This is a genomic window from Pseudomonadota bacterium (assembly GCA_034189865.1).
GTDB lineage: Bacteria > Pseudomonadota > Gammaproteobacteria > UBA5335 > UBA5335 > JAXHTV01.
Map to the genome: position 1 here is coordinate 15,618 of JAXHTV010000017.1, position 17,248 is coordinate 32,865.

Here is a 17,248-nt window from a genome sequence, read left to right on the forward strand (position 1 = left end):
CGCTTGGCCGTCTTCGCGATGGCTGGTAATTTCCGGCAGACGCGGTAGGATAAAGCAATCGAACAGTCTGTTGAGTCGACGATAGATAGCCGTGTGATTAAAAAACGGTAAAAACAGTCGGCTTCGCTAATTGTCCAACGCGCTGCGTTAGTTCTAACAGCGTGTAAGTATTCGCCGTCTTCGATTGTTTCGATCAAGTCGGGGATTCTCGTTCGGGGGAGCCGGCGTTCACACGCCGGCGGCTAAGGAACTCCAATAATAAGCCGTTATATGGATGTAATGGGCGTGAACTCAGCGTTGCGTGCGCTGTCATCATGGCTGTGATCGTCCGAGTGATCCGGTGTGCGTGTGTAATCCCGGATCCCCTGCTCGATGCGGTTTGCCCGCATCGGAAAATGGACACCGGTGATGTGTCGGTCGCGTCTCCGGTCATTCGCTCGAGCAATAAAGGGTGCGGCGGTGAGTAATACAGCAGAACAGTCGGGTGCATACAACCACGACACGCGATTTCAGGGTACGGATAAGCAGATGGACCGGATGGTGCGGGTGCTCAAAGTGCGGCGCCGCGCGCGGACCAATCTGCTGAGCGGTTTTGTCGACATAAGTAACTTTAAGTACCGTGAGGTTGGCCAGATCGATTTTTTCGATCTATGGGAACGAGAGCAGACCCGCCTCACGCCGTTTTGTCTCGACGATGAAAACCGATGCGTGATTTTCGTCCACACGCCCGTTGAGACGGACCTCACTCAAGTCCACCCGTTTTTTTACGAAGCGCAGCGACGTCACGCCGAAGTTCTCTACGCGGTTCCATACGATCTGTTGAATCAGATCGCCGACGCTGCGTGTGATCCCGCAGCCGATGAGGATGTGATTTTTCTCCACAGCACCGGCCGTTGCGGTTCCACGCTGCTGTGCAAACTTCTTGGCGACCTCCCAGGGGTCCAGTCTGTCTCCGAACCCGATTTTTTCAGCCAGATCGTCAATCTGCGTGAACACGCGACGGATGATCGAGATGCCGAGTTGGCGCGAATCATACGCTCGTGCACACGTTTGCTCTATGCGCATCTCATCGGCCGCCGGCCGGATTGCAAGAAAGTCGTGATCAAACTCCGGGGCGTCTGTATATCGGCCGCGGATGTTTTTGTCGCCGGCTTGCCCGCGGCTAAAAATATGTTTCTCTATCGAAATGCGCTGGAAACCGTCGATTCATTCATCGGCGCAATCTACGGTGTGCCGCTGGTGCGCTGGGCGGGGAAATTCGGGCTGGATGCCAAGCTGCTGCGGCTGATTGCGGCAGTCAGCCCCATGAAAAAGAACCCTCAGGCTCTCGCGCCGTTGTTGAAAGACCCGCACTACGAGAAGAATACGCCGGAGGATCTGGTGGCTTTTCTCACGGTTGCGTGGCTTTCGAAGATGGATAGGGCGTTGAATCTCACGCTATCCCGTGAAGGATTGTTTGAAGCACTGGTCCGATATGAGGACTTGACGGCCGCACCCATGCCGATAGTCGCCCAGCTCTCACGCGCCTTGTGCCTGCCGGCGGTCGATGACCTCAGTCGCGAGAGGATGCAGGTGACGTTGTCCAAGAATTCCCAAGAGGGCACGGCATTGGCCAGCACTGGCAAGACTTGGATGTCTCCCGGGCAAATCCAGCTGATGCGGAAGATGTTGCAGCTGCATAACCAAATTCGTGACGAAAAATATCGTATTCCCGGAACCCTCTCAGCCCGCGAAGCGGTGTTGGAGGAGGGCTCTTCCCGGTGGGGTCGCGTGATCGAGAGTGCTTGGCCGCTTTCGGTTGATGGCGAGGCCCCTCGGGCGTCCAAAGTCGCCGGTTGAATCCAGTTCCGTAAGGGGTTACGGTGGCGGCTCAATGGCCGCCTTGTTTAGTGTCTTCCGCGGCTATGCTCTGTTGCCGCGTCTCACTGCGAGGCCTGTAGGCTGACCTCGATGAACCAAAATCCAGTTGACGAGCCATCGGAATCGGGGCGCTCCCGGTATCTCCATTTTGCCGTTTTCCTGGGCTTGATCGCCCTGTCGTTCGGGCTGTATCGGGCCTTTGGGCTTGGGGAGTATCTGAGCCAGGAGCGCATGGCCGATACACTGCAAGCGGTGCGTGCGTGGGCACAAGCGGCGGGTGCTGGCGGCTTTCTCTTGTTTTGGCTGGGCGGCGTGGTGGCGATTGTCGTCAATATTCCAAGCGTGTTGGTGATTGCTGCGGCTGCTGTCATCTACGGCGCGCTTGGTGCCGTTGCTTTGGGGTTTCTTTGTTTGAACACGGCGGCAGTGATCATTTTCTGGCTGAGTCAGAAGCTCGGTCGGGAATTCGTATCGAGCGTTTTCCGCCATTCCATGCGTCGGCTAGAAGCTCATTTTCGGGATCGCGGCCTGATCACCGTTATCCATATGCGGCTGCTCTTTTTTGCGTTGCCGCCGGTGAACTGGTTTTTGGGTGTGATGAATCTTAGTTTCCGTGATTTTATGCTTGGGACCGCATTGGGAAGTCTACCCAAAATCATCCTGTTCTCGTGGTTGGGCGGCGTCATTTTCGACAAGCTGGCCCGCGCCGATGGAAGCCTGACTTGGCATTCGCCGGAGTTGATCGTGCCCATGGGGGTGGGGGTGATGCTCAGCCTGATGCTGCGTATCGCCGATCGTTTGTGGCTGGCGCCTCGCGGCAGCGTCGCCCGCTGAGGCGAGCTCATTACATCAATATGCCGAAACCGGTGAGTGATGTTTCACCTCAAGAAAGCCGCCGTGAAGGTTAAACACGGCGGCTTTCTTGCGAATGGCGTTTCGTCTGAGACGGGTTTTGCCTCAGGCGACCGCGGGTGTCAGTCCCGACGGGGGCTGAATGAGTTTGTCGCAGATTTGGCTGATGATCTCGTCGGCTTCGGGAACATACCGAAGGCCGCGGTGGTGACCGGGGATGGTTTTTGGCCAGATTTTCGCGTCGAACATTTTGCGCATGGTGCGCCGGCCGGACCAGGAGAGGGTGTCAATCCGGAAAAATAGAAGTTCGACCGGGATCGAGCAGCGCTCACGCAATTGGTCGAAGTCCCGTTTTTCCAGGATGGTACGGAACTCGGGATAGGAATCCCACCACTCCCGCATCCGCACACTGTTGTCGAAAAGGTAGGGGTGTCCGCAGTGGCGGAGCACTTTTTGCCGCATCTTTTCTCGTCGATAGAACGGTCCCAAGGCTTTCCCGAGCAAAGTCACGTGACCGGGAATATACGCGCCGATGAGCAGTATTGCCTTGGCCGCTTGTTGAGATGATTCCCTGCCGGCGGCGACCAGAGCCGCGCTCAGCGCGAAGGTACTGGCACTCAGTCCCACCATCACGGGGTTGGCTGACTCGTTGCGGAGAAGGTTCTTGAGGTCGTCGACCACCAGCGGCATTTCGATATAACCGCACTTGCCTTCATAGCGGTAGTGGGCCTCATAGACAGCGGAGACGCCGACATCCTTGAGCAGTTTGGTAACCAAGCCTTGGCTATAACTGCCCCTCACCGGATCGAAGCCGCCGGGGATGAGAACGACGGGCGGAGAGCTCGGATTCTTGCTCCCACCTTCAAGGGTGTTTTCGATGAGATAGGTGCCTTGCAGCTCGGTGTCGTACCAGTGGGTTAAATAGCGGCTGCGCACACCTTCAATGCTTTGTTGGTGTAAGAATTCGACGTCGCCCATAGGTCTACATTACTCGCTCGTTTACGTGATTGGGTTTCCCGGTGGGTCAATTTACACGTTCATTCACTGCCATTTATCGTCTGATGAGACGAAATGCTGAAGCGCGCGGTGGTTTGCCACGCGTTCCATTGAGTGAAGCGCTTACTATAGATTTGTCGTTTCGATCGCCACCGGCCGAATCAACCGGATGTCGATACCCCCACCCCAAGGTCACGGTTCCAAGTATACCCAAGATGAATCTTTGCGCGATGACAGCTCAATGCAAATCCGGTTTGGAGGCCGATACTCGGGTGCCGCGACGCCCGGTCAATAGTGCCGAGGCCTCGGTCAGTTGGCCGATGCTTGCAAATCCACCGGTTTGTTCAACGAACCGAGAGGCTGCTTCCACTTTCGGGTTCATCGACCCCGCATCGAATTTGTATTGCCGCAACAACTCGGGCGTGATCTCGTCGATAGGTTGATTGCGGGTCGGCCAGTCCGCGTATACGGCGTCGATGTCCGTGAGGAGGAGTAGCCCATCGGCACCTAGATGCGTCGCCAGCAGCGCGCTCGTGAGGTCCTTGTCGATGACAGCTTCTACGCCAGTCCAAGTGTTGCCCGATTGCTTTACAACCGGGATGCCGCCGCCACCGCAGCAGACCACGATAAAGCCGGCATCGGTGAGTGACCGGATGGCCGGCAGTTCCAGTATTTCCAGCGGCTCCGGCGAAGGTAAGGCGCGACGCCATCCGGCTCCGTCCCGGGTGAAGGTCCACGCCCGCCTGGCCGCCAACTCACGCACTTGTGTATCCGAATATATCGGGCCGATGGGCTTGGACGGTTTTTTGAACGCGGGGTCGAGCGGATTGACTCGTGCCTGGGTTAATACCGCGGCCACGCGCGATTCACCGAGGTGGTTTGTGAGCGCTTGGGCGATGAGGTAGCCCAGCATGCCTTGGGTTTGCGCCCCCAATACGTCTAGGGGATAGGGCGCTACGTTCGTGTGGGCCAGGGCCTGCAATGCGAGCAGCCCGATCTGGGGTCCATTGCCATGGGTGATGATCACTTCGTGGCGGCGCGCGATATCCGCGATTGCCGCAGCGCTTTCGGCAATGTGACGGCGTTGAACGTCGTGCTCGGGTGCTGCCTCCCGTGGGAGTAGGGCGTTGCCGCCCAGTGCCATGACGATTCGCATCAGTGGTTTACTTTGAGCCGGTTGCTGAGGAAGTCGTCCAGGATTTGTCGTAATCCAGGGCGGCTGGCGTCCTCGTATTCGTAGCGTACCCGCGCCACCGGTTTGCTCAGCCCGACGGTTTTGGTCAAGTCGACAGGCGTTGCCGATACGATTACGTCGACGTCGGACCGTTGAATGGTCTCCGCCAAATCCCGGCATTGTTGCTTGTCGTAGCCAATCGCGGGAAGTACCGGGCCTATATGAGGATATTGGGCGTAGATTTGCCGAATGCTGGGGGCCGCGAAGGGTCGTGGGTCGACAATGTCAGCGGCCCCGGCCGCCATGGCGGCTGCGTACCCGGCGCCATGGGGCAGGCCGCCGTGGGTTACGGATGGTCCATCCTCGATCACCAGGATTCGCTGACCGCGAATCCGCTCCGGATGTTCTACCGAGACCGTGGAGTGTCCTAAGACAATGGGAATATTCGGGCAGCACGTGCGGATATTGTTTCTGACCGTTTCGATATGGGCTTCCGGGGCGGCGTTGGCTTTGGCAATGATCGCTACATCCGCGGTGCGCAGTACACTTTCTCCGGGGTAGTAAGTGAGCTCATCGCCGGGCCGCAGTGCGTCGGCAAGGACAATATGCAAATCGGGCTGGATAAACGGAAAGTCGTTGTTCCCCCCCTCCCAGAGGATCAGGTCGGATTCCTGTTCAGCCCGCTGAAGGATGTGAGCGTAGTCGATACCAGCGTAGACGATATTTCCGGCTGCGATGTGGGGCGCGTATTCTTCCCGTTCCTCGATCGTACAATGTTGGGTATCCAGATCTGCTTCGCGTTCGAAGCGTTGGACGATCTGTCGTTCGAGATCGCCATACGGCATCGGATGGCGTAGCACGGCACAGCGCAGATGCCGGTTTTTGAGCTGACGGGATATGCAGCGGGCCACCGGCGATTTACCGCATCCGGTTCTTACCGCTGAGACGGCGATCACCGGGAGTGTTGATTTCAGGCTCGTGCGTTCGGGGCCCAGCAGTACGAAATCTGCCCCCAGCGATTGAACGCGTGCCGCCTGGTGCATCACGTGGGCGTGGGGCACGTCGCTGTAGGCAAAGATGACCTGTTGCACATGATACTCTCGGCACAATGTCTCTAGCAGTGATTCGTCCTCAATGGGAATACCCTCAGGGTATTGTTCACCCGCAAGAATTGATGGGTAACGCCGAGCAGTGGTTAAGGGGATTTGGGTGGTCGTGAACGCGACGACTCGGGTCGTCCGATCATCGCGGAAAACCTGGTTGAAGTTATGGAAATCGCGTCCGGCCGCGCCCATAATCACGGTCCGCACGGGGAGGAGGGGCTTGGTCATTTTTGTATGATCGCCGCCGAATGACTGTCAATATTCCACTTAGACGCAGTTTAACACTTCCGATGGTGGTGCTTTATGGGCTGGGCACGACCATCGGTGCCGGTATCTATGCGCTCATCGGGGAAGTGGCGCGAACAGCGGGCATGTTGGCGCCTTTGGCGTTCTTGTTGGCCTCGTTCATGGCGGCGTTTACTGCATTGAGTTTTGCGGAGATGGCTTGTCGCTTTCCTCGGAGTGCGGGCGAGGCGGTGTATGTGACCCAGGGGTTGGGTGTCCGCTGGTTGGGCGTGGTGGTCGGCCTTTTGGTCGTGTCAGCCGGCACTGTTTCGGCAGCTGCGTTGGTTCACGGTTTCGTGGGTTACTTTGGTGATCTGATGCCCATTCCTAAAGTGCCCGTGATGGTTCTGGCGGTGCTGGTTCTGGCGGCAATCGCGGCATGGGGTATCGGGGAGTCGGTGCGGCTGGCGGCGGTTGTCACGCTCGTGGAAACGGGCGGTTTGTTGTTGGTTGTCGCGTTCGGCGCGGACGCCTTGGCCGAACTGCCCAATCGTTGGCGGGAGTTCGAATTGAATGGGGGTGCCTCGCCATGGGCCGGCGTTATGGCCGCTGCCCTACTGGCGTTCTATGCATTCTTGGGTTTTGAGGACATGGTCAACGTCGCTGAGGAAATCAAGGATGTTGAGCGCATACTCCCACGCGCCATCGTGATGACTCTGGTTTTGACCACTTTAGTCTATTTTCTCGTGGCCATCGTTTCGGTGCTGGTTGTGGCGCCTATGGACCTGGCCGATGCCGGCGCGCCCTTAACCCTTGTCTATGAGCGGGCGGGTGGTTATTGGCCGTCGGCGCTAAGTGTGGTCGGTGTGCTGGCCATGATCAATGGCGCCTTGATTCAGCTCATCATGGCCTCGCGCGTGGTTTATGGTCTGGCGCGGCAGGGCACGCTGCCGATGTTTTTGGCCGCGGTACATCCCAAACGGCGAACACCACTGTGCGCGACCGCGCTAATCGGGATGCTGGTTCTCGCGGCCGCGCTATGGTTTCCTTTGGCTGCATTGGCTGAGTGGACGTCCCGGTTCACGCTGACGGTTTTTGCGATGGTTAATTTGGCATTGCTGGTCATCAAGTGGCGTCGCGCTTTTCCAGCCCCTGTCTGGGCCGTGCCGGTATGGGTTCCGGCTATCGGTTTTGTGGTCAGCTTTTCCTTCCTTGGTTGGGGTTTTTGGCGCTGGGTGTAATGCCTCGGGGGCTTGCTTTCCGGGTTTTGAGTTCACTACAATGCGCCGCTGACTGGCCGATCGGTCAATTTAGAAAAGCCTAAGGTTTTCCCATGCGCGATGATTTGACTCCGCCGATCAGTGCGGGCGAGCAAGGTATATTGGACGCCGCCAAGGAATTGTTCTCTGAGCACGGGTTCGATGGGGTCTCGATCAACGCCATCGCGGCGCGCGCGGGCGTTTGTAAGGCGAACGTTTTTCATCATTTCGAGTCCAAAGAAGCACTCTATCGCGCGGTGCTGGAGCGCTCCTGTGAGCGCTTCTCTGGTCTCTTGGGGGATGTGCTGACCCGTAGCACCAGTTTGCATCAGGGGGTTCAGGATTTTGCCGGGGCCCATCTGCGTTTGCTGTTTTCGGACGAGGCTCGATCCCGTTTGGTGGTCCGGGGTTTTTTGGATGACAGCGTCCAGCGTGGTGGTGACTTGGTCGAACAGGTCATGGCGGCGAACTTTGCGCTGTTGGTAAAGCTGTTTTCCGATGCGCGGGATCGTCATGAACTGCGTGCGGATGTGGATCCGGTGCTGCCGGCGTTTCTTCTGCTCGCCGCCAACTCGGTTTTTTTTCAATCGCAAGGAATCTTGCGACGCTTTGCGGAGTTCTCGTTCGCGGACGATGCCGATCGCTATAGCGAGATGCTGTGCGATGTGCTCTTGAACGGCGTTAAAACGCCAACGCCACAATCAACGTAAACAATGGACGTAACAATGAACGTACGGCATGCCTGGATGCTCCTCGGGTTTTCGGCTCTGATCTTGACGGCTTGTGGCGGCGAGCAGGCTGCGGAACAGCCGCAGGCAGAGCGACGCACCCTCATTACGGTCGCTGAAGTTCAAACCCGTGCAGTCGAAGATATCGAGGTGTCGGTAGGGCGCATCGTCAGTAAGAGCGACCCCCAGGTTTCTGCCGAGGTGGCCGGTCGGGTGGTTTCGATCGAAGTTGAGAAAGGCGATGTCGTCGAAAAAGGGCAGCTGCTCGCCCGGCTGGATCCGAAAGACTATCAGTTGGGCCGAGATCGCGCGCGCGCCGAAATTCGCCGTCTCGAAGCCGTGTTTCAACAGCAGAAGCGTTTGGTAGGTCGGTATCAAGAACTGGCGAAGGAAAGCTTCTTCTCTCAAAGTGCCTTGGACGAAGCCAAAACCCAGCTGGAAGCGACATCCGAACAGTTGGTCGCCGCGCGCACGCAACTCGAACAGGCCGAACGAAATCTCGCGCGGACCAATGTGGTGGCGCCGGTCAAGGGTAAGATCGAGCAGCGACTGGTGAGCCAGGGTGATTTTGTGGGCACGGGCTCGCCGTTATTCTTGCTGACCTCGGATGAGATGTTGCGAATCGAGTTGCCCTTCCCGGAAACACTTTCGGAGGATTTGGCCGTCGGGCAGGTGGTTCGTTTGTCTGTCCCGTCTGATCCCAAGAAAATGGTTGGGGCCAGAATCACGGAGCTTCGGCCTGTGATCAGCGCGTTGAGCCGGTCGGTTGAGGTCGTGGCCGAGATTGCCAATCCGGGCGGGTGGCGGCCCGGAGGCAGTGTGACCGGTGAGGTGATTATGGGGCGCCGTGAAGGCGCGCCGGTTGTGCCGCCAGTGGCGTTGGTTCAACGTCCGAGCGGCACTGTCGTTTACCAGGTCGAGGACGGCGTAGCGCGCGAGCGGGTGGTGATCACGGGCGTTCGACGGGCCGATTTCGTCGAGGTGACTTCGGGGCTGCAAGGCGGTGTGACCGTCGCGGTGGATGGGGCTGCATTTCTAACCGATGGTGCGCCGGTTCGGGTCCGCGAAGGAGGTTGATCCATGAATTTGCCGGAACTATCGATTAGGCGGCATGTGCTTGCCTACATGATGAATGCGGTTCTGCTGTTATTCGGGCTTATCGGCTACACATTCTTGGGTGTAGACCGTTTCCCGGATGTCGATATCCCCGTAATCACTATCACAACCATCCAGCCCGGGGCCAACCCGTCCATTATCGACGCCAGTGTGACCAGTATCATCGAGCGTCAGGTGAATAGTGTTCCGGGCATCAAAAACATCCGTTCAAGCTCCACCCCGAGTGTCTCGGTCGTCGCGATCAATTTTGAGTTGGAAAAAGACATTGATGTCGCTTTCAACGAGATCCAGGCCAAGATCAATCAAGTCTTAAGGGAGTTGCCGGACGACGCCGATCCGCCCATCGTGGCGAAGTTGGAGACGGGTTCGCAGCCCATTATGTGGCTTGCGCTTACCGGTGACCGCACCCAGCAGCAGCTCAATACCTACGCCAGCAACGTGCTGCGAAAGCAGTTCGAAAGCATCAACGGCGTTGGTGAGGTTCGAATCGCCGGGCAACGGGAACGGGTGATTCGTGTTGAGCTCGATCCAACCCGCTTGGCCGCCTACAATCTGACTGTCCAGGACCTCGTTCGCGCCTTCAGTACGGAGCATTTTCTGCTTCCCGGCGGATTTCTGGTGTCTGCCGAAACGGAGACGCTGTTGAAGCTCGACCTGGAGTACCACGATCCGTATCGCCTCCAAGATATGGTGGTGGGGTACCAGGAAGGCGCCCCAATCCTGCTCCGTGACGTCGCCGACGTCCGTGACAACATGGAGGACTTTCGTGAGTTGGCGCGCTTCAACGGTGAGCCCACCGTGGGTTTGGGTGTCGTCAAAGTGCCGGGCACGAATTCGGTCGCCATCATTGACGAAGTGAAACGGCGGCTGGAAGAAGAAATCGTTCCGCAGTTGCCGCCGGGGCTGGATGTCGGCATCGCCTCGGATACCTCCGGCTTTATTCTCGAGTTGGTTCATGCGTTGCAAGAGCACTTGGTTGTCGGAACCGTTCTGGCCGGCCTCATCGTCTTGGTGTTTTTGAGGAACTTCCGTTCGACCATCATGATCGCAGCGGCCATCCCGGTATCGCTGTTGGGCGCCGTGGCGGTGATGTATTTCTTTGGTTACACCTTTAATTCGGTCACCTTGCTTGCGCTGCTGCTTCTCATCGGCGTAGTGGTGGACGATGCCATCGTGGTGTTGGAGAACATTTATCGTCATCGTGAAGAAATCGACCCCGACCCGGTGAGTGCGGCCATTAACGGCACCGAAGAGGTGATGTTCGCGGTATTGGCGGCCACCTTATCGTTGGTGTCGATCTTCGTTCCGGTGGTATTTATGGGCGGTATCGTCGGGCGGTTTTTCCAATCGTTCGCCGTGGTGGTGGTGTTTGGTGTTCTGGCCTCCTGGTTTGTCGCGCTGAGTTTGACCCCGATGATGTGTTCTCGCTATTTGGTCGTCAGTGAGCAGCATGGCAAGATTTACGGCTTTTTCGAGCGCGCTTTTCGGTCAATGGAAAGCGGGTATTCTCGACTCCTCGGCTTCTCGCTGCGGCACCGGCCGCTTGTTCTGTTGATCAGCGGTGCTGTCGTGGCTTCTAGTTACTACTTTTTTACCCACGTGGGCGGGGAGTTTGTGCCTCAGGAAGACCAGGGGCGCATGCTGGTTCAATTGAAAACGCCCTTGGGTTCAAGCATTGAATACACCGATGCGAAACTACTCGAAGCGGAGGCTATTCTCAACGAAGAGCCGCTGATCACGAGCTACTTTACGGCCATTGGTTTGGGGCAGCAGGGCCAGGTGAACCAAGCCGTCGGCTTTGTGAATATGGTTCCCCGCGAAGAGCGCGAGATTAGCCAAGGTGAGATGATCTTGGAGATGCGGGAGCGCATGGCGGAGATACCCGGCGCTCAGGTATTCGTCTCCGAAGTCCCTGCGTTTTCAGGTGAGCGGGGCGAGCCGCTTCAATTCGTACTCCGCGGCCGGAGTCTCAACGACGTGGCGCGTTACGCGACCGAGCTGCGCGACCGGCTGGTTGAGACTCCAGGTATGGGTAGCGTGGATTTGACGCTTCAGCTGGACTTGCCCCAACTGGAACTCGAAGTTGATCGGGTGCGTGCCGCCGGTGTGGGCTTGTCCGCCATCGATGTGGCACAGGCAGCCAACGTCCTGGCGGGTGGTTTCGATGTCGCGCGGTACAACGATGATCCGGGTGATGGTGAACGATACGATATTCGATTGAAAGCAGCCGACGGTGTGTTTGAATCACCCGCTGATCTGAACAAGATTTTTCTCCGGAACCGGCAGGGCGAGTTGGTTCGTCTGGATACCGTGGCTGAATTTATTGAGAACGTCGGCCCTGCTGAAATCGGACGCTATGACCTGCGGTATGCTGCGTTCTTCTTCAGTAATCCCACGATGCCGCTTGCCGAAGCTGTGGCGACCTTGAATGAGGTTTCTGGCGAAGTGCTTCCGGCGGGGTATTCCGTTCAGTTGTTCGGGCAGGCGGCAGAGTTGGGAGATACCGTCGGCTATGTTGTATTCGCGCTCGTTATTTCGTTGGTGCTGCTCTATATGGTGCTCGCGAGTCAGTTCGACTCGTTCTTGCAGCCGCTGATCATCATGGTAGCGCAGCCTTTGGCAGCCATTGGTGGGGTGGCTGCGCTGTGGCTGCTCGGCTATACCATGAACATGTTCTCCATGATCGGTATGCTGCTATTAGTGGGGTTGGTTGCCAAAAACTCGATACTTTTGGTTGACCTCACCAATCAGCGTCGAGCCCAAGGCATGGATATTGGAGATGCGCTTCGAGATGCCTGCCCGACGCGTCTGCGGCCGGTGTTGATGACCTCGCTCACTGTGATCTTCGCACTACTGCCGGCCGCGCTTGGCTATGGTGCGGGTGCCGATACCAATGGTCCGTTGTCCGCCGCCGTTATCGGCGGGATGTTTACATCCACGGCATTGACTTTGGTGGTGGTGCCGGTGGTGTATTCACTGGTCGAAGGACTCAAAGCCCGTTTAGGTTTTAAAATCGCCACCGCAGAGGGAGCGGCGAATACCCATGCTCACTGAAATTAAGGCAATCAAGGTTATCGGGGCGTTTTGTTTATCCGCCGTGACGGGCGTCGTTCATGCGGAAGGTTTGATGGACGTCTACCGTCTTGCCGAGCAGCGGGATCCGGTTTATGCCGCCGCGCAGCATGAGCGTGAAGCGGTTTATACATTAAATCGTCAGGCGCTTGGTGTGTTGTTGCCCTCCATCGATTTTGATGCGAGCGCGACCTACCTCGATCAAGAAATCGAGAGTGATCCCGTCGAGTTTCCCGCGCCAAGCTATTTGCCCTCGTTTCTCACCGGCGGCAGCTCCCAGATTGAGCAAGGTGGTGAAGTCGAAGATACGGACTGGAGTTACGGCGTGAAGTTGCGTCAGCCCATCTTCGTGGCTGAAGCGATCGCGCGTTACGGTCAGGCGAAACGGCAGGTGTCGCTGGCTGACGTTCAGTTCTCACTGGCGCAGCAGAATTTGATTTTGAGGGTTGCGGGCGCCTACTTCGACGTGCTCTTGGCAGACCGGCAGCTCGGTACCGCGCAAGCCGAAAAGCGCGCGATCGAGCAGCAACTCGCCTTCGCGCGGCGTAGCTTTGAAGTGGGTACCGCGTCGGTAAACGACATCAATGAGGCGCAGGCCCGATTCGATCTGGCGACCGCCAATGTTCTCCAGAGAATCAATGATTTGGCTATTGCTGAACGCGAATTGACGCGTATCACCGGGGAGCCAGTTGGTTTCTTGGCGCGCTTCGCCGAGGAATTGCCTCTAGTGGGCCCGGAGCCCAACGATTTGGAAGTCTGGCTGGAGCGGGGGAGGGTAGGCAGTCTTCTGCGTACTGCCCAAGAGTTGGGCGTTGAAGTCGCGGAAAAAGAAATCGACGCGCGCCAAGGGGCTCGGCTGCCGACGTTGTTTTTCGTTGCCGGTTACGATGTTCGTCGCAACAATCGCCCGAGCCTGGGTGGTGATGTGACCAGTACTGACACCGACACCGCGAGCATCGGTGTGCAGCTTAGCGTCCCGCTGTTTCGCGGCGGTTTGTTGTCCGCGCAGGTGGACGAAGCAGCCGCCCGATACAGCCAGGCTAAGAGTCAGTTGGTAGATGCGACTCGCCAAGCTGAACTGCTCACCAGCCAAGCGTTTCTGGAGTTAAATAACAGTATTGCCCGGGTGCAAGCGCTTCAGCAGGCATTGAAGTCCAGTCAAACCGCGCTGGAATCGACCCAGATCGGCCGCGATGTTGGCATCCGAACCAATGTGGATGTTTTGAATGCGTTGCAGCAAGTTTTTTCTTCGCAGCGAGATCTCGACTCTGCTCGCTACGGCTATGTGCTGAGCCGGTTAAATTTGCAGGCTGCCGTTGGAACGCTCGGTGTTCAGGACCTGCAAGCAGTGGATGTCTTGTTAACCGAAACCGCGCCTGGCGATTCTGATTTGCTCAATTTGTCCGAATAAATCCCAGTGACATTCCGTTCTGTTGGTATTGGTGGTTGACAGCGAGGAGTCGCTTTCCCAAAATACCACGCTTGCTTTTTTCGGAGGGGTGCCCGAGCGGCCAAAGGGAGCAGACTGTAAATCTGCCGGCTACGCCTACGTAGGTTCGAATCCTACCCCCTCCACCAGACTTGTTTGAGTAGCCTCCGGTCCGCGATTTGGCGGGGGCGATTGTTGCCCAAAGCCTGGGTAGGTTGAGCGCGAGTTCGGGCTTGTTGGGAAGGCGTGATAAGTGCCAGCGGCGTGATGGCTGATTGGCTTTTTATCCGGTTTCGTCGTTGGTTCGAGCCTCGGCATGCGGGTGTAGTTCAATGGTAGAACCTCAGCCTTCCAAGCTGATGATGTGGGTTCGATTCCCATCACCCGCTCCATTAATAAAGAGCGTGGCTTGTTTGATGGCTGGCCGCCATGGTGAGATCGCACCATGGGTGCCTGTCGGTGGTAGGCGTTGTTTGCGGCCCATATAGCTCAGGCGGTAGAGCACTTCCTTGGTAAGGAAGAGGTCACCGGTTCAAGTCCGGTTATGGGCTCCATATTTGTCCTCAGCCGGCGAATGTGGCTGAGGCTGTGATCAAGAAGGCCTCGTGATTCGTTAAGAGTTGTCAGTATTTGAATGAGGTGTAGCCGTGTCGAAGGGAAAATTTGAGCGTACCAAGCCGCATGTAAATGTGGGGACGATTGGTCACGTGGACCATGGTAAGACGACGTTGACGGCGGCGCTGACGAAGGTGCTGGCTGAGCAGCACGGTGGTGAGTTCAAGGCGTACGATCAGATTGACAATGCGCCGGAAGAGCGGGCTCGTGGTATTACGATTGCGACGGCGCACGTGGAATACGAATCGGATGCGCGGCACTACGCGCACGTCGACTGCCCGGGTCACGCGGATTATGTGAAGAACATGATCACGGGTGCGGCGCAGATGGACGGAGCGATTTTGGTGGTTTCGGCGGCTGACGGTCCGATGCCGCAAACGCGAGAGCACATTTTGCTGTCGCGTCAGGTGGGTGTTCCCTACATTGTCGTGTTTTTGAACAAGGCTGACATGGTGGACGACGCGGAACTTCTGGAGCTGGTTGAGATGGAAGTTCGCGAGCTCTTGGATACCTATGAGTTTCCGGGTGACGACACCCCCATTGTAGTGGGTAGTGCGCTGAAGGCGCTGGAAGGCGACAGCTCGGATATCGGTGTTCCGGCCATATTGAAATTGGTTGCGGCCATGGATGATTACATCCCCACGCCGGAGCGTGCGGTGGATGGTGATTTCCTGATGCCGGTGGAAGATGTCTTTTCCATTTCCGGGCGTGGCACCGTGGTGACGGGTCGTGTGGAGCGGGGCATTGTCAAGGTCGGCGATGAAGTCGAGATTGTGGGTATCCGCGACACCACCAAGACCACCGTGACGGGGGTGGAGATGTTTCGGAAGTTGCTGGATCAGGGACAGGCGGGCGACAACGTGGGTGTGTTGCTGCGTGGTACCAAGCGCGACGATGTGGAGCGTGGGCAGGTGCTGTGTAAGCCGGGTTCGATCAAGCCGCATACGGGTTTTGAAGCGGAAGTGTACGTACTGACCAAAGAAGAAGGTGGTCGTCACACGCCGTTTTTCAATGGTTATCGTCCGCAGTTTTATTTTCGGACGACGGACGTGACGGGGGCGGTGACGTTGCCTGAAGGCACCGAGATGGTGATGCCAGGGGACAACGTCAAAGTGGAAGTGAAGTTGATAGCCCCGATTGCGATGGAAGAAGGTTTACGGTTTGCGATTCGCGAAGGCGGCCGCACCGTAGGCGCCGGCGTCGTCTCCAAAATCATCGAGTAAGTAGTGAGTGCATGCTGTGGCGGCTGATGTAAGTGATCGATCAAGCCGCCACGGTTGACGATTTTAGGCCAGTAGCTCAATTGGCAGAGCAGCGGTCTCCAAAACCGCAGGTTGGGGGTTCAAGTCCCTCCTGGCCTGCCATTTTTTTTGAATGTTGCGCGGGTAGTCAATGAACGCAAAAACAGAAACGCCGGCTGGATGGATGGATGTCCTCAAGTGGGTGTTGGCGGTCGCGGTCGTCGTGGCCGGTGTGGTCGCGTTCTACTACTTCGCGGATCAGCTTTTTATCTATCGGGTCCTGATGGTCGTCGCTGCGACGGCTGTCGGTCTGGCGATTGCAAGCCAAACTGATCTCGGTCGCAGTGTCTTGGGTTTGGCTCATGAGTCCACGCGCGAAACGCGCAAGGTCGTCTGGCCGGGTCGGCAGGAAACCGTGCAGACGTCGTTGGCGGTCACGATGATGGTGTTGATCGTCGGCGTTTTTCTATGGGTGACCGATTTGTTATTGAGTGTGGGTCTTCGCCTACTGACGGGGATCGGGAGTTAAGTATGGCGAAGCGCTGGTATGTGGTCCAAGCGTATTCCGGATTTGAGCACCAAGTGAAGCGCTCGCTTGAAGATCGGGTTCGTCGTAGCGGCTTGGAAGATCGCTTTGGTGAGATTTTGGTGCCGACCGAAGAAGTCGTGGAAATGCGCGAAGGCCAGAAGCGTCGGAGTGAGCGCAAGTTCTTTCCGGGCTATGTCTTGGTCCAGATGGACATGGACGATGATACCTGGCATCTGGTTAAGGAGGTTCCCAAGGTGCTGGGTTTTATTGGTGGCACCAAGGATCATCCCACGCCGATTACGGATCGAGAGGCGGATACCATTCTCAATCGCATCAAGGAAGGTGCCGAAAAGCCGCGGCCCAAAGTGTTGTTTGAGCCTGGTCAAATGGTCCGAGTCATCGACGGCCCTTTCAACGACTTCAATGGGGTTGTTGAAGAGGTTAACTACGAGAAGAGTCGTTTGCGTGTCGGCGTGAGTATCTTCGGCCGCTCGACCCCTGTCGATCTTGAGTTCAGTCAGGTTGAAAAGGCCTGATTGTTTAAAGCCCGCTTGGCGGAATTGATTTTTAACGGGGAGCCTTAAGTCGTAGGCGTTCGTACCCGAGAGAGTTGTTATGGCAAAGAAGATTGAAGCTTATATCAAGCTCCAGGTGCCTGCTGGGAAAGCGAACCCCAGTCCTCCTGTTGGTCCAGCGTTGGGTCAACATGGCGTCAATATCATGGAGTTCTGCAAGGCGTTCAACGCGCAAACGCAGAGCATGGAAGCCGGTATGCCGGTTCCGGTTGTGATCACCGTCTACAGTGATCGTAGTTTTACGTTCATTACCAAAACGCCGCCGGCGAGTGTCTTGCTCAAAAAGGCCGCTGGTGTTCCTAAGGGTAGCGGTGTGCCCCACACTCAGAAGGTTGGTAAGGTTACGCGTGAACAACTTGAAGAGATTGCCAAGACGAAAATGCCTGACTTGAGTGCGGCCGACTTAGATGCGGCAGTACGCACCATCGCAGGTAGCGCCCGCAGCATGGGCTTGGATGTGGAGGGCGTTTGACA

The 17,248-nt window shown here is 57.1% G+C and carries 14 protein-coding genes and 4 tRNA genes; 15 read left to right on the forward strand and 3 right to left on the reverse strand.

What is annotated here, in order from left to right; all coding sequences use genetic code 11:
• Positions 1-459 precede the first annotated feature (459 nt).
• Complete coding sequence (locus SVU69_09230; protein ID MDY6943181.1) at positions 460-1,839, forward strand: hypothetical protein; 1,380 nt, start codon at positions 460-462, stop codon at positions 1,837-1,839.
• A 111-nt stretch (positions 1,840-1,950) separates the two neighbouring features.
• Positions 1,951-2,694 carry a VTT domain-containing protein gene (locus SVU69_09235; GenBank protein ID MDY6943182.1) on the forward strand — a complete coding sequence of 248 codons (744 nt, stop codon included), beginning with the start codon at positions 1,951-1,953 and terminating at the stop codon, positions 2,692-2,694.
• Positions 2,695-2,817: 123 nt separating this feature from the next.
• Here SVU69_09235 and SVU69_09240 read toward each other — a convergent pair whose 3' ends face one another.
• From SVU69_09240 to SVU69_09250, 3 genes are all read right to left on the reverse strand, one after another.
• Positions 2,818-3,690, reverse strand: a complete 873-nt coding sequence (locus tag SVU69_09240; GenBank protein MDY6943183.1) for a hypothetical protein — start codon at positions 3,688-3,690, stop codon at positions 2,818-2,820.
• 256 nt (positions 3,691-3,946) lie between these two features.
• A complete protein-coding gene (locus SVU69_09245; GenBank protein ID MDY6943184.1) occupies positions 3,947-4,864 on the reverse strand; it encodes a carbamate kinase in 918 nt (305 codons plus the stop codon).
• A complete protein-coding gene (locus SVU69_09250; protein MDY6943185.1) occupies positions 4,864-6,213 on the reverse strand; it encodes a cyclic 2,3-diphosphoglycerate synthase in 1,350 nt (449 codons plus the stop codon). Before SVU69_09250 ends, SVU69_09245 begins: the two co-directional genes overlap by 1 nt.
• A 20-nt stretch (positions 6,214-6,233) precedes the next feature.
• On the opposite strand from SVU69_09250, the gene SVU69_09255 reads away from it, so the two are divergent.
• The 13 genes from SVU69_09255 to rplK all read left to right on the forward strand — a co-directional run bounded on the left by SVU69_09255 (position 6,234) and on the right by rplK (position 17,246).
• A complete protein-coding gene (locus SVU69_09255) occupies positions 6,234-7,451 on the forward strand; it encodes an amino acid permease (GenBank protein MDY6943186.1) in 1,218 nt (405 codons plus the stop codon).
• 92 nt (positions 7,452-7,543) lie between these two features.
• Complete coding sequence (locus SVU69_09260) at positions 7,544-8,179, forward strand: TetR/AcrR family transcriptional regulator (GenBank protein ID MDY6943187.1); 636 nt, start codon at positions 7,544-7,546, stop codon at positions 8,177-8,179.
• A gap of 15 nt (positions 8,180-8,194) precedes the next feature.
• Positions 8,195-9,274 (forward strand): efflux RND transporter periplasmic adaptor subunit, encoded by a 1,080-nt coding sequence (locus tag SVU69_09265; protein MDY6943188.1) that lies wholly within the window; start codon positions 8,195-8,197, stop codon positions 9,272-9,274.
• A 3-nt stretch (positions 9,275-9,277) separates the two neighbouring features.
• Positions 9,278-12,367 carry an efflux RND transporter permease subunit gene (locus SVU69_09270; GenBank protein MDY6943189.1) on the forward strand — a complete coding sequence of 1,030 codons (3,090 nt, stop codon included), beginning with the start codon at positions 9,278-9,280 and terminating at the stop codon, positions 12,365-12,367.
• Positions 12,357-13,796, forward strand: a complete 1,440-nt coding sequence (locus SVU69_09275) for a TolC family outer membrane protein (protein ID MDY6943190.1) — start codon at positions 12,357-12,359, stop codon at positions 13,794-13,796. Before SVU69_09270 ends, SVU69_09275 begins: the two co-directional genes overlap by 11 nt.
• An 82-nt stretch (positions 13,797-13,878) precedes the next feature.
• A tRNA-Tyr gene (locus SVU69_09280) sits at positions 13,879-13,963 on the forward strand.
• A 169-nt stretch (positions 13,964-14,132) separates the two neighbouring features.
• A tRNA-Gly gene (locus SVU69_09285) sits at positions 14,133-14,206 on the forward strand.
• Positions 14,207-14,292: 86 nt separating this feature from the next.
• Positions 14,293-14,368 (forward strand) — tRNA-Thr (locus SVU69_09290).
• A 93-nt stretch (positions 14,369-14,461) separates the two neighbouring features.
• Positions 14,462-15,652, forward strand: coding sequence for an elongation factor Tu (gene tuf / locus SVU69_09295; GenBank protein ID MDY6943191.1), 1,191 nt, complete (start codon positions 14,462-14,464; stop codon positions 15,650-15,652).
• 65 nt (positions 15,653-15,717) lie between these two features.
• A tRNA-Trp gene (locus SVU69_09300) sits at positions 15,718-15,793 on the forward strand.
• A gap of 28 nt (positions 15,794-15,821) precedes the next feature.
• Positions 15,822-16,199 (forward strand): preprotein translocase subunit SecE, encoded by a 378-nt coding sequence (secE, locus tag SVU69_09305; protein ID MDY6943192.1) that lies wholly within the window; start codon positions 15,822-15,824, stop codon positions 16,197-16,199.
• Between the two features lie 2 nt (positions 16,200-16,201).
• Entirely contained in the window at positions 16,202-16,735 is a 534-nt protein-coding gene (gene nusG / locus SVU69_09310) for a transcription termination/antitermination protein NusG (GenBank protein MDY6943193.1), read from the forward strand.
• 79 nt (positions 16,736-16,814) lie between these two features.
• Positions 16,815-17,246, forward strand: a complete 432-nt coding sequence (rplK, locus tag SVU69_09315; protein ID MDY6943194.1) for a 50S ribosomal protein L11 — start codon at positions 16,815-16,817, stop codon at positions 17,244-17,246.
• Positions 17,247-17,248: the final 2 nt, after the last annotated feature.

Excerpts from the sequence above, each read along its gene's own strand:
- SVU69_09235 (MDY6943182.1), top strand. The coding sequence starts at position 1,951 with ATGAACCAAAATCCAGTTGACGAGCCATCGGAATCGGGGCGCTCCCGG.
- SVU69_09240 (MDY6943183.1), bottom strand. The coding sequence starts at position 3,690 with ATGGGCGACGTCGAATTCTTACACCAACAAAGCATTGAAGGTGTGCGC.
- SVU69_09245 (MDY6943184.1), bottom strand. The coding sequence starts at position 4,864 with ATGCGAATCGTCATGGCACTGGGCGGCAACGCCCTACTCCCACGGGAG.
- SVU69_09250 (MDY6943185.1), bottom strand. The coding sequence starts at position 6,213 with ATGACCAAGCCCCTCCTCCCCGTGCGGACCGTGATTATGGGCGCGGCC.
- SVU69_09255 (MDY6943186.1), top strand. The coding sequence starts at position 6,234 with ATGACTGTCAATATTCCACTTAGACGCAGTTTAACACTTCCGATGGTG.
- SVU69_09260 (MDY6943187.1), top strand. The coding sequence starts at position 7,544 with ATGCGCGATGATTTGACTCCGCCGATCAGTGCGGGCGAGCAAGGTATA.
- SVU69_09265 (MDY6943188.1), top strand. The coding sequence starts at position 8,195 with ATGAACGTACGGCATGCCTGGATGCTCCTCGGGTTTTCGGCTCTGATC.
- SVU69_09270 (MDY6943189.1), top strand. The coding sequence starts at position 9,278 with ATGAATTTGCCGGAACTATCGATTAGGCGGCATGTGCTTGCCTACATG.
- SVU69_09275 (MDY6943190.1), top strand. The coding sequence starts at position 12,357 with ATGCTCACTGAAATTAAGGCAATCAAGGTTATCGGGGCGTTTTGTTTA.
- secE (MDY6943192.1), top strand. The coding sequence starts at position 15,822 with ATGAACGCAAAAACAGAAACGCCGGCTGGATGGATGGATGTCCTCAAG.
- nusG (MDY6943193.1), top strand. The coding sequence starts at position 16,202 with ATGGCGAAGCGCTGGTATGTGGTCCAAGCGTATTCCGGATTTGAGCAC.
- rplK (MDY6943194.1), top strand. The coding sequence starts at position 16,815 with ATGGCAAAGAAGATTGAAGCTTATATCAAGCTCCAGGTGCCTGCTGGG.